At 39.3% G+C, this 13,297-nt stretch carries 14 protein-coding genes and 1 tRNA gene; 2 read left to right on the top strand and 13 right to left on the bottom strand.

The window, feature by feature from the left end:
• Positions 1-8 precede the first annotated feature (8 nt).
• The 9 genes from ACKWBX_RS03620 to ACKWBX_RS03580 form a co-directional block, all read right to left on the bottom strand.
• Complete coding sequence (locus ACKWBX_RS03620) at positions 9-485, bottom strand: biopolymer transporter ExbD (RefSeq protein WP_413967281.1); 477 nt, start codon at positions 483-485, stop codon at positions 9-11.
• 311 nt (positions 486-796) lie between these two features.
• Positions 797-1,471: a porin family protein gene (locus ACKWBX_RS03615; protein ID WP_413967280.1), complete on the bottom strand. Its 675-nt coding sequence runs from the start codon at positions 1,469-1,471 to the stop codon at positions 797-799.
• A gap of 76 nt (positions 1,472-1,547) precedes the next feature.
• Positions 1,548-2,030, bottom strand: coding sequence for an ExbD/TolR family protein (locus ACKWBX_RS03610; RefSeq protein ID WP_413967279.1), 483 nt, complete (start codon positions 2,028-2,030; stop codon positions 1,548-1,550).
• A 22-nt stretch (positions 2,031-2,052) separates the two neighbouring features.
• The gene (locus tag ACKWBX_RS03605; protein ID WP_413967278.1) at positions 2,053-2,673 is read right to left on the bottom strand and encodes an ExbD/TolR family protein; all 621 of its coding nucleotides are present in this window, start codon (positions 2,671-2,673) and stop codon (positions 2,053-2,055) included.
• A gap of 14 nt (positions 2,674-2,687) precedes the next feature.
• Positions 2,688-3,119, bottom strand: a complete 432-nt coding sequence (locus ACKWBX_RS03600; protein ID WP_413967277.1) for a hypothetical protein — start codon at positions 3,117-3,119, stop codon at positions 2,688-2,690.
• Positions 3,120-3,146: 27 nt separating this feature from the next.
• Positions 3,147-3,896, bottom strand: coding sequence for a MotA/TolQ/ExbB proton channel family protein (locus ACKWBX_RS03595; RefSeq protein ID WP_413967276.1), 750 nt, complete (start codon positions 3,894-3,896; stop codon positions 3,147-3,149).
• A gap of 214 nt (positions 3,897-4,110) precedes the next feature.
• Positions 4,111-4,198 (bottom strand) — tRNA-Ser (locus ACKWBX_RS03590).
• A gap of 69 nt (positions 4,199-4,267) precedes the next feature.
• Complete coding sequence (locus ACKWBX_RS03585) at positions 4,268-5,341, bottom strand: asparaginase (protein WP_413967275.1); 1,074 nt, start codon at positions 5,339-5,341, stop codon at positions 4,268-4,270.
• On the bottom strand, positions 5,316-6,083 hold the full coding sequence (locus tag ACKWBX_RS03580) for a TatD family hydrolase (protein WP_413967274.1): 768 nt from the start codon (positions 6,081-6,083) through the stop codon (positions 5,316-5,318). Before ACKWBX_RS03580 ends, ACKWBX_RS03585 begins: the two co-directional genes overlap by 26 nt.
• Before the next feature lie 37 nt (positions 6,084-6,120).
• Between ACKWBX_RS03580 and ACKWBX_RS03575 the strand changes: the two genes are divergently transcribed.
• On the top strand, positions 6,121-6,561 hold the full coding sequence (locus tag ACKWBX_RS03575) for a retropepsin-like aspartic protease (RefSeq protein WP_413967273.1): 441 nt from the start codon (positions 6,121-6,123) through the stop codon (positions 6,559-6,561).
• Positions 6,562-6,630: 69 nt separating this feature from the next.
• On the opposite strand, the gene odhB is transcribed toward ACKWBX_RS03575, so the two are convergent.
• Together odhB and ACKWBX_RS03565 are read right to left on the bottom strand one after the other, a co-directional pair.
• Positions 6,631-7,905 (bottom strand): 2-oxoglutarate dehydrogenase complex dihydrolipoyllysine-residue succinyltransferase, encoded by a 1,275-nt coding sequence (gene odhB, locus ACKWBX_RS03570; protein ID WP_413967272.1) that lies wholly within the window; start codon positions 7,903-7,905, stop codon positions 6,631-6,633.
• A gap of 37 nt (positions 7,906-7,942) precedes the next feature.
• Positions 7,943-10,741: a 2-oxoglutarate dehydrogenase E1 component gene (locus tag ACKWBX_RS03565; protein WP_413967271.1), complete on the bottom strand. Its 2,799-nt coding sequence runs from the start codon at positions 10,739-10,741 to the stop codon at positions 7,943-7,945.
• A 118-nt stretch (positions 10,742-10,859) separates the two neighbouring features.
• Here ACKWBX_RS03565 and ACKWBX_RS03560 point away from each other — a divergent pair, with 118 nt between their 5' ends.
• Complete coding sequence (locus tag ACKWBX_RS03560) at positions 10,860-11,375, top strand: alpha-ketoglutarate decarboxylase (RefSeq protein WP_413967270.1); 516 nt, start codon at positions 10,860-10,862, stop codon at positions 11,373-11,375.
• Here ACKWBX_RS03560 and ACKWBX_RS03555 read toward each other — a convergent pair.
• Positions 11,372-11,725, bottom strand: coding sequence for a hypothetical protein (locus ACKWBX_RS03555; RefSeq protein ID WP_413967269.1), 354 nt, complete (start codon positions 11,723-11,725; stop codon positions 11,372-11,374). The genes ACKWBX_RS03560 and ACKWBX_RS03555 overlap by 4 nt on opposite strands.
• Positions 11,726-11,997: 272 nt before the next feature.
• The gene (locus ACKWBX_RS03550; RefSeq protein WP_413967268.1) at positions 11,998-13,272 is read right to left on the bottom strand and encodes a metal-dependent hydrolase family protein; all 1,275 of its coding nucleotides are present in this window, start codon (positions 13,270-13,272) and stop codon (positions 11,998-12,000) included.
• Positions 13,273-13,297 lie beyond the last annotated feature (25 nt).

Here is a 13,297-nt window from a genome sequence, read left to right as displayed (position 1 = left end):
ATACAATTTTAGTTACGTTCAGCTTCCGATAATTTCATAGGGAACAATTTTTGAATAGTTCGTATCCTATCTTTTAATTCTTTTTTAATTACTTGTGATGTACTTGGATTTTTATAAAGCTTTTGCATAGCGTGAAAATCTGTCTTGTAAAGGCGTTGTGATTCACGATTTCTCAAAAAGTTGTATGCAGCTACAAGCTCATTCTGAACGGTTACATACATTCCGTAGCTAGTTTCCCTATTGTTCATTAGCGAAACAATTGCTTTATCGGGATTATCAGAAGATTCAGGATTTCCTTCGCCCTGACAATAATCACATTCTAATTGGTCACCACCATTATCCAAAAAGGCAATAGTGAGCCCTTTTAAATTTGAGATTTCAATCAGTTCACCATCAACCATTAGTTCATCATGACTATTAATTAGAATGGGCAATATATTTCTTTTCGGTATTGGAACGGCATTATCATCTTCTCCCGGCAACATTCGATCAAGACCAGAATCTGCCTCGATACTAGTGGTAACAAGAAAAAAATGAGTAATAGAAATGCAATATCTGCCATTGAACCGGCATTTACTTTTGGTGCTTCTTCTCTTTTAGACATACTACTATTTTTAAATATTGTACAATTTTTAATTGCCAACATAAGTAAACTAAGTAAGAGAAAGGGGCAATACTAGATAAGAAAGGATAATAACGCTTTCATCTATCAACACCAAGAAGCATGCCAATTACTTAAAACAATGTTAAGAAAACAACAAGTGATAATATTAACACTAAAAAAAGTCTATCGCTACTATAAAATATAAAAAATCAGTCCTACACGTAAAGGTCTAAATCCTAAAGCTTCCCCGTTTATGGAAACTTCTTCATTGAACAAATCGCTTAAGGCATAGTAAATATGAATATTGAAGGTGTTATAGCCCGCATTAAAGGTTAGACCGTATTGAAAATTAGTGACATCAGTATTAAAAAAGCCATCCTTAAAATCTTCTGTCACAAGTTTTGATCTCGCATTAATTACATAAGCAGCTTTAAGGCCTGTATAGATTCGCCAAAAACGGTGGTCATCAGCCGTAGAGTTTCTCCATCTAAATTCCAATGGAAACTCTACTAAGTGTTCTTCTACCTTAGACCGCCTAAAATCGACAATATCTTCCTCAAAAACATAAGTAAAACCAGAATTGGACTCCCTAACCGCCAAGTTGGAATAATAACTATTGAGCGCAAGACCAATGCCTATGCCTATGGCCCTAGTTCTCGATGCGTTGAGGGGCACATCTTTTATAAAACCGCCTTGTAGTCCGTAAGATAGACTTCGCTGTGAAAAACCTTCCGGTTTGTTCCTAACGAAATTATAGGTAACACCCATATAAAACTGATCTTCAAAATAGCGTTCTTTATCCGAAATCTGCTGTGCATTGATAGAAGAAAACAGCATTGGAATCAAGAACAAAAGATATCCTTTCATGTTTATAAAGTTAACCAAATAAAAACGCTCCAAATATATTGGAGCGCTCTTTAATAAGTTTGAAAAATATTATATCTTATTGAAGGTTCTTAAATGCATCCCCTTCATATGTAGTGTAGTTCACTTTTAAGGCATTTACCTTTCTCAGTTCTTGCTTTATATCAGAAATAAGACCCATGTTGGCATTCTTATCGACCTTTAAGGCAGTAGTCAATACATTTTGTAATTCTTGGGCCTTTTTAGCTCTCTCGGCCAAGATATAGTCACCTACCTCGGATGGGCTGGCAAACTTATCGTTTAACTGGATTTTAGATTCTGTACCAAAGACTTTTTCATATTCCTTAGTAGGTTTACCTACATATATATAGATTACCCTATCTTTCTTTTCGAGTTTCTTTATCTCGCTGGCGTTCGGTAAAACATTTTCAACTTTCAAAGAACTATCCTTCATCACTGTAACCGTCATAAAGAAGAACAAAAGCATAAATACAATATCCGGTAATGACGCAGTTGATACCGCGGGTACATCTCCATCTTTTTTCTTTGCAAATTTTGACATAATCTGTTCTATTTATGATTTGTTAATTGGCAGATGTTTCAGCTTCTGAAAGTTTCATTGGGAATAAGGCCTGTACCTTCTTGACCCTTTCTTTCAGCACCTCTTTTCGTTCATCAGAAGTTTCTGGGTTTAAGTATTCCGCCTCCATGTCGGTAAAATCTCTTTTATAAAGTCTTTGGGCTTCTCTATTCCGTAATTCGTTGTAAGCTCCTACCAATTCATTTTGAACCGTTATGTATGTGCTATACTTTGTTTCACGATCATTTTTAAGAGAAATAATGGCTTTGTCCGGATTATCCGATGAACTGGCATCCCTATCACCTTTGCAATAATTACAATATAAAGGATCTCCCGAGGGTGCGCCACCATTATCCAAAAAGGCCATTGCCTTTTCCCTAAGCTTACTAAGCTCTGTCAATTCATCCTCAACAAGCAACTGACCGTTTTTGTTAATCGTAACGGTAAAGATGTTTTTCTGCTTTATGACAACATTATCCTCTGGCGGTTCAATTGGCGGTAACATACGATCCAATCCTGCATCTGTTTCAATAGTAGTAGTTACCAAGAAAAAGATAAGCAAAAGGAACGCTATGTCTGCCATAGAACCTGCACTAACTTCCGGTGCTCCTGCTCTTCTAGCCATAGTCTTTTAAATTTTTATTTACTAAACATATTTTTAATTCCTGGGATAATCAAAGAAGCCACAGCTATAATGGTAAGGATAAAAAATACGTTTAATCCCATACCAATTTTCTTTATTGTACTCTCGTCTGACATTTCCATAAATTGTGGATCTACATCCGTTCCACTTGCGAGAACATAGGATATACCTACCACTAATAAAAATCCACCAACCACAAATAACGTCTTCTTGAGTCCTTGCGGATTGGAAAATAAGTTCTTTAGCGTAAATACCAAACTTACTACCACCGCTATTCCCAGCAACAAATAAGTTATGATGAACATCGCATTCATAGCTCCACTCTCGGCGGCTTCTGCTACCGGCATATCCGAGCTTGGCAACAAATACCAAAGTACGGCACTTAATAGACCTAGAACAACTAATGCTATTTTTACAATTTTTTGCATAATTCTTTGTTATTAAAGGAGTGAAACTTATTTTTTGTGGTCTACCAACATATCGATCAAAACAATCGATGAATCTTCCATATCGTTAACAATACTATCAATCTTCGCTATGATATAGTTATAGAAAATTTGAAGAATAATGGCCGTAATCAAACCAAATACCGTTGTCAAAAGCGCCACTTGAATATCACCTGCAATAAGTGAAGCACTTAAATTACCTACTGCTGCAATTTTTTGGAAGGCTTGAATCATACCAATTACAGTTCCCATGAAACCAAGCATCGGTGCAATTGCGATAAACAATGAAAGCCATGAAACGTTTTTCTCCAATTGTCCCATTTGAACTCCACCATAGGAAACCACAGCTTTTTCGGCAGATTCTATACTTTCACCTGCTCTGTCCAAACCTTGATAATAGATAGAAGCAACCGGCCCTTTTGTATTTCTACAAACTTCCTTAGCAGCTTCAACACCACCGGAAGCCAACGCATCTTCTACTTGTTGTTTCAATTTTGTACTATTAGTACTAGCCATATTCAAATATATAATACGCTCTATAGCTACTGCCAAACCTAGAATTAAACATAAAAGAACGATACCCATAAAACCGGCACCACCTGTTATGAACATTTCCTTTAGGACCTGTGTAAATCCTTTTTCAGCTTCTGGAGCCGCATCTTGCAATAGCATAGTTACTGCCGCCGCCTTTGCACTTACCATATTTGTACCTGCTACAAATGCCCCAGCTACTGCTAGGCTTGGGAATAATTTTTTCATTTTTTCAAACTTAAATTAGTTAGTTAATAGGGTTAAAGATAAAAAAAAATCAATATAAAAAAAGTAAAACTTCTGTCTAGAGCGGTGGGCATTAACCTTACAACTCCCAACGCATCCACAATAGTAATGAAAAGTTTTAAATAGCTCAAATTTATTGGGCTTCAAAGTTTTGAAATAAGCCAATAACATTCCTACTAACCTATCAAAACTTTTGCAGAGAGGAAGGGATTCGAACCCTCGATACCCTTTTGGGGTATACACACTTTCCAGGCGTGCGCCTTCGACCACTCGGCCACCTCTCTAGTTCTACTTTTTTAAGGGTGGGCAAATAACAAAAAAAATATTAGTTAGGAAAATTAAAGTGGTTAATTTTAGGACATTTCTCCTCTAAGCGATGTCTCGAAAATCGTTTTGAACAACTTATCGGATATACCCGTCCCTAACATGTACATAGCTTTGGTTATGGCTGCTTCCGTTGTAATGTCCTTACCATTAATTATTTGTAGCTTTTTCAATTGCTCACTGGTTTCATATTGCCCCATGATAACACCACCTCCAGAGCACTGCGTTACATTAATAATATGCATGCCTTTTTTTACTGCATTTTTTAAGGCATTAAGGAACCAAGCCTCTGTAGGTGCATTGCCAGAACCGTATGTTTCCAAAACCAGGACTTTAAGTTCTTTTGTATTTAGGACGCTTTCCAAAACATTCTCGGTGATACCCGGAAAAAGTTTTAAAATTGCCACATTGGTATCCAATTGTTTATGAACGATGCATTTTTTACGATTGTTTGGTTTTAGCAAATACTCTTTTTGCACATTAAGATGCACCCCAGATTCCATCATATGAGGGTAATTTCGGGAAGCGAAAGCCTGAAAATGCTCTGCATTTATTTTGGTAGTCCTGTTGCCCCGATACAGTTTATACTCAAAATAAAGCCCTACTTCCCTAACAACCGATCGGTCCCTTTCTTTTAAAGATGCTATCTGTATAGCCGTGATTAAATTCTCTTTAGCATCTGTTCTCAAGTCTCCGATGGGCAACTGAGAACCTGTCAAAATAACGGGCTTGTTCAGATTTTCCAGCAAAAAACTGAGCGCGGAAGCAGTATAGCTCATGGTATCGCTACCATGTAATATTACAAAACCGTCATAAACTCTATAGTACTTCTCAATAATTTCGGCAATATGAATCCAATGAGCGGTATTTATATCAGAAGAATCAATGGGTTCTTTAAAGGAAATTGATTTTACATCACAATCCAACTGATTGAGCTCCGGAATATTTTTCAAGAGTTTTTTAAAATTAAAAGCCTTCAAGGCACCGGAATTATAATCCTTTACCATGCCAATGGTTCCTCCGGTGTAAACCAATAATATTTTACTTTTAGTGCTGCTCAAATTTTTTTCCTTTTTCTTAAATTCCAAATACTTCCTTTGCATTTCGAGTGGTTGCTTCGGCAATTTTTATTTTTTCCATAGCATAAACTTCCGCTAATTTATCCAAAACGTTGACAATATAGGCACTTTCATTTCGCTGACCGCGATAGGGAACGGGAGCTAAATATGGGGCATCCGTTTCCAAAACGATATTTTCCAACGCTATTTCATTAAGGAATTTATCAATTTTACCATTTTTGAAAGTAACCACACCGCCAATTCCCAACTTCATATTATAACCGATTGCCCGTTGCGCTTGTTCTAAATTCCCAGTAAAACAATGAAAAATACCTCGTAAACCAATCCCTTTTTCCGCCTCTAAAATTTCAAAAATCTCATCAAATGCCTCTCTACAATGTATTACGATGGGCAACTTATTCTTTTTTGCAAGCTTAATTTGAAATCGAAAAGCTTCTTGTTGTTGTTTTAAAAAACTTTTATCCCAATATAAATCTATCCCTATTTCCCCAATAGCATAAAACTGGTGCTTTTCCAACATTTCTTCTACGTGTAAAAGTTCCCTCTTAAAATCCTCCTTTACGTGAGTTGGGTGTAGCCCCATCATCAGAAAAATATGCTCTGGGTATTTGTTTTTTAGTTGTAACATTCGATCTGTATATGTGGAATCAATCGCAGGAACAAAAAAACGTCTCACACCTGAATCCATGGCTCTTTCAATGGTCGCACCCCTGTCTTCATCAAATGCCTCACTATACAAATGCGTATGGGTATCTGTAATAATCATATGGCAAAAATAGGTTTATCTTTAACAAAAAATTGAAATGTCATCCCTTAAAAAATTTTTAAAACGAAAAAAATATCTGGCAGTCCCTCTTAACCTTACGGCCACAAATCATTTTGAGATCACGGCCAAAATCAATGGTGTCACAGGAAGGTTTATTGTAGATACAGGGGCCAGTAATACATGCATAGGTTTTGACAAGATTGACCACTTTCATTTAATATCCAAAACCTCTAAAATCAAGGCTGCTGGTGCAGGTGCTACCAACATGGAAACACTGGTCTCTAAAAAGAATAATATTGCCATAGGCAAATGGAAAAAAAACAAGTTGAAAATCGTTCTTTTTGACTTGGTGCATGTAAACGAAGCATTAACTTCCCATCAGGCACTTCCTGTAGATGGTATTATCGGGGCCGATGTACTGAAAAAAGCAAAAGCCATAATCGATTATAAAAAAGAGTTGCTTTATTTAAAAAAGTAAGGTGATATACTAAAATAAAAACGGGAGCAACTTTTGCTCCCATTTTTTGTTTATTTATAGTTCCGTCAATTACATTTCCAATGCTTTTTTCACATCGTTTTGCATCAATAACTCTTCTGGGTTTTCCAATGCTTCTTTAACCGCTACCAGAAATCCAACAGATTCTTTACCATCTATAATCCTGTGGTCGTAGGACAGTGCTACGTACATGATAGGTGCAATAGCAATGGCTCCGTCTCTCGCTATTGGACGTTCGACAATATTGTGCATGCCCAAAATGGCACTTTGAGGTGGATTAATAATTGGGGTGGACAACATAGACCCAAAAACACCTCCATTGGTAATGGTAAATGTTCCGCCTGTCATTTCATCGACCGTAATTTCTCCTTCACGCGCTCTTATCGCCAAGCGTTTTACTTCTGCTTCCACACCCCTAAACGTTAGGTTTTCCGCATTTCTGATTACCGGTACCATGAGTCCTTTTGGACCAGATACAGCAATACTGATATCGCAAAAATCATAGGAAATCATCTCCTTACCATCTATCATGGAATTTACTGCAGGGTACATTTCCAAGGCTCTTACCACCGCTTTAGTAAAGAAGGACATAAAACCAAGACTTACACCATGCTTGGATTTAAAATCTTCTTTGTATTGTTTCCGCAGCTCAAATATTGGCGACATATCCACCTCATTGAACGTAGTAAGCATTGCCGTCTCGTTTTTAGCCGAAACCAAGCGTTCCGCAACCTTTCTACGGAGCATGGATAATTTGGAGCGTGTTTCTCCACGATTACCACCCGTTGGCGTGCCCATAGAAGGTACGGCCTTCACTGCGTCATTTTTCGTGATTCTACCATCACGGCCCGTTCCTGAAACGGAAGAAGCCACTATACCTTTTTCATCCAATATTTTTTTGGCCGCAGGAGATGCCACTCCAGAAGCGTATGTTTCTTTTGCTTGCTTAGGCTGCGGGGCTTTCTCGCTATCGACTTTATTCGGCGTTTTTTCTTTCTGCTTAGCCAAATCTTTTTCAGCATCACTTCCAGAACCTTCGTCTCCGCCAGCAACAGCATCCATCGCTTTACTAGCACCTTCTGGTTTCGCAGCACTTGTATCGATCAAACAAACTACAGCACCCACTTCCACAGCATCCCCAACTTCCGCTTTTAAGGTAATGGTTCCACTGGCTTCCGCAGGAAGCTCCAATGTTGCCTTATCTGAATCTACCTCGGCGATGGCCTGGTCTTTTTCCACATAATCTCCGTCCGATACCAACCATTCCGCTATCTCTACTTCTGTAATGGACTCCCCTGGCGAGGGAACTTTCATTTCTAGAATCATTCTATATGATTTTGATGTATTACTTAATTATATTTTATTACACATTGCTGGGCTTGCTCATGTTATCCTTTGTTTTATCGAAAACATAATCAATGACCTGTTGATGTCTCATTTTGGACCTGACCGCACTACCTGCCGCAGGTGCGGCATAAAAACGTCTGGAAGCCACCCTAAACTTATGGGCGTCCTCAAAATGCATCATCATATGGCTCCAAGCCCCCATATTTCTGGGTTCTTCCTGTGCCCAAACAACATCATCGGCATTTTTATATTTACCGATCAATTCTTGCATTTGTTTTTGCGGCAACGGAAATAATTGTTCCACTCGCACTAATGCTACATCATCACGTTTCAGCTCTTCCTTTACGGATAACAGATCATAGTAGAACTTACCGGTACAGAAGACCAAACTTTTTACCTTTTTCACATTTGCCGCAGCATCGTCTATTACTTCTTTGAAGCTTCCTTCCGCTAAATCCGCAATTTTGGATACCGCTTTAGGATGTCTCAATAAACTTTTTGGAGTGAAAATAATCAATGGCTTTCTAAAGTTTGCCTTCAACTGTCTTCTCAGAATATGAAACATCTGTGCAGGTGTCGTCACATCGGCAATGTACATGTTGTCGCGTGCGCACAATTGCAAGTAACGCTCCATTCTGGCTGATGAATGCTCGGCACCCTGACCTTCATAGCCATGGGGCAAAAACATTACCAATCCGTTCTGGAGTTTCCATTTATCTTCCGCCGCGGAAATATATTGATCGATCATTATTTGCGCACCATTGCTAAAATCCCCAAATTGGGCTTCCCAAATGGTCAGCGTATTTGGGCTTGCCATAGCGTATCCATAATCAAACCCTACCACGCCATATTCTGATAAAAGCGAATTATAAATCTGGAATTTTCCTTGTTTTTCCGCAATATGGTTCAACAACAATACTTCTTCCTCGCTCTCCTCTACTTTCATTACCGCATGACGGTGGGAAAATGTGCCTCTTTCCACGTCCTGACCGGACATGCGCACATCAAAGCCTTCTTCCAACAAAGAACCATAGGCCAATAATTCGCCCATTGCCCAATCCAAACTGTCTTTCTCAAAAAACATGTTATGACGGTCCTTAATCAACTTCTCTACCTTTCTAAGAAACTTTTTGTCCTTAGGTAATTGCGTAATTACTTTGGCGATATCCGTTAGTTTGGATGTTTTATAAGTGGTATCTACAGTATCCATCATTTCCCACTCACGAGCATTTTCAAAACCTTTCCATTCGTCTGCCATGAAAGGGGTAATAATAGTCTTGTCCTCTTTTCGAGAATCCTCTAATTTTTCCTCTAAAGCTTCCTTATATTGATTTTCCAATTCTTTCACATAACCTTCGTCAATGATTCCCTCTTTTATCAATCGGTCTGCATAAATATCCCTCGGGTTCATATGCTTTGCAATGGCTTTATAAAGTTTAGGCTGTGTAAAACGAGGTTCATCGCCCTCATTATGACCATACTTTCGGTATCCCAACAAGTCAATAAACACATCCCTGGCAAACTGCATCCGATATTCCAATGCAAAAAGCGAAGCATGTACTACCGCTTCGGCATCATCGGCATTTACGTGTAAAACAGGACTCAGGGTCACTTTGCCTACATCGGTACAATACGTAGAGGACCTGGCATCCAAATAGTTGGTCGTAAATCCTATTTGATTGTTTACCACGATATGGATGGTACCTCCGGTTCTGTAACCGTCCAAACTTGCCATTTGCACTACCTCATATACCAATCCTTGGCCCGCAATGGCTGCATCGCCATGCACTACGATTGGCAATACTTTGGAAAAGTCATCCTCGTAATTTGCATCTTGTTTTGCTCTTGCAATACCTTCCACCACGGCACCTACCGTTTCCAAATGGGAAGGGTTGGGCGCAATATTCATTTTTATTTTGTTTCCATTATCGGACATGCGGTCCGATGTCCAGCCCAAATGGTACTTTACGTCGCCATCAAATATTTCCTGCTCATAATCCTTTCCATCAAACTCGCTGAAAATATCTTTGGCAGACTTCCCAAAAATATTCGTCAATACGTTCAAACGGCCCCTATGGGCCATTCCCATCACAAATTGCTTTACCCCCATTTCCGCAGCCCGTTCCACGATAGCGTCCAATCCGGGAATTAGGGATTCGTTACCTTCTAAAGAGAATCGTTTTTGACCTACATATTTAGTATGCAGGAAGCTCTCAAAAGATACCGCTTGGTTCAATTTTTTTAAGATATGCTTCTTGCGGTCAGCATCAAAATTGGGATGGTTGTCATTGACGTTTATCCAGTCCTGAATCCATTTTACACGCTCCGGTTTTCGGATATACATATATTCTACGCCGATAGCATCGCAATAGATACTTGTCAAGTGGTTGACAATGTTTCTGAGGCTGCTTGGCCCAATACCAATGATATCGCCGGCATTGAAAACCGTGTCCATATCCGATTGTTCCAGTCCAAAGTTTTCTATTTCCAACGAAGGAACATACTTTCTACGCTCGCGAACGGGATTGGTCTTCGTGAACAAATGACCACGGCTTCTGTAACCATCGATCAAACGAATCACCTGAAATTCTTTCTGAAGTGATTCCGGCAACTCAACCTGAGCGCCATTTACCATAGAGGTAATGCGCTCGTCGTTCAGGGCTAACTCACCTTCAGCATTTTCTACACCAAAATCAAAACCTTGAAAAAAAGCCCTCCAACTGGGCTCAATACTATCAGGACTCACTAAATATTTGTCATACATCTCGGAAAAGAAGGAAGTATGTACGGCATTCAAAAAGGAATATTTATCCATGAATTACTTTCTGTATCTTTAGAATAAACTCAAACAAAAATACGACATTTACGGCATCTAACGGAAAGCCAAAAGGTATTATTGCAAAAAATGAACGTTTCAAACAAATTCTCTTAAAATGGTCTTAAAAAAGCTCTTTTTTCTTCTCTTTTTGATGCTTTCAATCAATCTTGTCTCGGCTCAAAACGGTATTCCCAGAAGTGATTTTTGGAGCAATGTACGTTTTGGCGGCGGGCTTGGCTTTGGTCTGAACAACGGCGGATTCAATGCCTCCGTTTCGCCAAGTGCCATTTACCAATTTAATGACCAATTAGCCGCAGGAACAGCTTTAAATTTTAATTACGCGAAGTTTGACAATGACAAAAGAGTAGCTTATGGCGCAAGTGCACTGACTTTGTACAATCCTTTGCCGTTCCTTCAATTATCCGCTGAATATGAGCAGTTACGCGTAAACCTTAGCCAGCAAGTAGGTGCCACTACCTTTGAAAATGATTTTTGGGCACCCGGTCTTTTTTTGGGTGTTGGCTATACCAATCAAAACTTTACGATAGGGATACGATATGATGTGCTCTATGATGAAAATCGAAGTATTTATCTAGATGCTTGGCTGCCTTTTGTACGGGTATTTTTTTAGGAATATTTCTCTTTGAACCAAACTTTTTGAAATTCCCTTTTTAAAATCAAAAAAGAAACCTGTTCCGAAACCTCAACGGCATCCGTAACTTGTATATTTTTAAATAAATGCTCGGATACATCTATAGCATAGAGCAGGTTCAAATAACTATCAAAACGTTCCATGAGCAAGAAATAGACTTTCTCACGAACACTATCGCGAATGAGTTGAAAACCATCTTTGATAGAAATTTCGATTTGAACGTTGGCACGGGCAAAGTCCTTCTTTAATTGCAGTATCAATTTATTGGAAAGCTGCATTTGCTCCGCTTTCATCAATACATCCAAACTATCCGTAAAATCCAGAGCCATAACTTATGTACGGCCTAAGGGTCATTTTAGTTCAAATTTGAAAATAAAAAATTTCTTAAAACTGACTATCCCCGAGGCAAGCTGTAGCGATACCCGCCTGCGGCCGGCAGGTTTCGCCAGTTTCATTTTCGCTGAAAAAACCAAAAACCAAAATTTTATATTTTGCCTCACCCGGAACGGCAGTTCCGACCTCTCCAAAGGAGAGGTATATCGGAAACCCCGAGGCAGGGCCGTCGAGGAATTATTAAGACAAAATAACCTCTGTTCAACGTCTATTCTTTATAGACCAAACCATCCTTCATCACAAAAACAACTTTTTCCAAGGTCTTTATGTTTTGCAAGGGGTTATCCTCTACCGCAATGATATCGGCCAAAAAACCTTCTTTCAACTGTCCCAATTCCTCCGAAACATTCAGCAAATCGGCATTGGTCAGCGTCGCCGATTGTATAGCCTCTATAGCGGGCATACCCGCCTCTACCATATAACCAAACTCCTTTCCGTTCTCGCCGTGCGGAAAAACACCCGCATCCGTACCAAAGGCTATGGGAACACCTCTCTTATAGGCTTTTTGAAAAGTTCCTTGAAGCTGAGGGCCTACTTCAAGTGCTTTTGGAACTATTATCTCTGGATAGAAGCCTTTTATTTTCGCTTTTTCGGCCACATATTTTCCGGCACTGATGGTCGGAACCATATAAGATTTATATTGCTTCATCAAATCCATTGTCTGCTCGCTCATGAAAGTACCATGTTCAATGGTTTTTATTCCCGCTTTTACAGCTCTCTGCATTCCTTCATCACCGTGCGCATGGGCAGCAGTGAGCATTCCATAGTCTTTGGCCGTAGAAACTACGGCTTCAATTTCCTGTGTTGTGAATTGAGAATTGCTACCGTTTTTGGCCACGCTCAAAACACCTCCCGTAGCTGTAATCTTGATGACATCCGCACCATTTTTATAACGTTGTCTTACCGCTTTTCTGGCTTCTTCGGGCGAATTCACTACACCTTCCTTTGGGCCGGGATCCCCAATTAAATCGGCTCGGCCACCATTTGTCGGGTCTCCATGACCGCCCGTAGAGGAAATAATTTTGCCCGCCGTAAAAATTCTAGGACCGTCTACCTTACCGCCATCAATGGCTTTCCTCAAAGAAATGTTTACTCCTGTTCCACCAAGATCTCTAACGGTGGTAAAACCGGCCATCAAAGTCCGTTTGGCATACACCGTAGATTGAAAAGCAACATCCGCTTCATTGTCGGTGTATTTTGCAATATAGCTTCGTGAGTTCGACTCACTTTCAATATGCACATGCAAATCAATTAAACCCGGAAGCACTGTTTTATTCTTTAAATCGATGGATTTATCGTTTTCAGAACCTGTTTGATATCCATCTAAAACCGACTTTATTTTGTTCCCCGATATCACAATGGTTTTTTCGGAACGTATTTTTCCCGAAGACACATCCAATACTTTTCCGCAGTGCAGATACGTTTCCTGAGCGTTCAGAGCGAAAATCGTTAGAAAAATAACAAGGAAGGATATTCTTTTCATTTCTTAAAGTATTAAAAATAATAAG

This window comes from Maribacter algae (assembly GCF_047345745.1).
Lineage (GTDB): Bacteria > Bacteroidota > Bacteroidia > Flavobacteriales > Flavobacteriaceae > Maribacter.
This window is presented reverse-complemented; position numbering and strand designations above follow the sequence as displayed.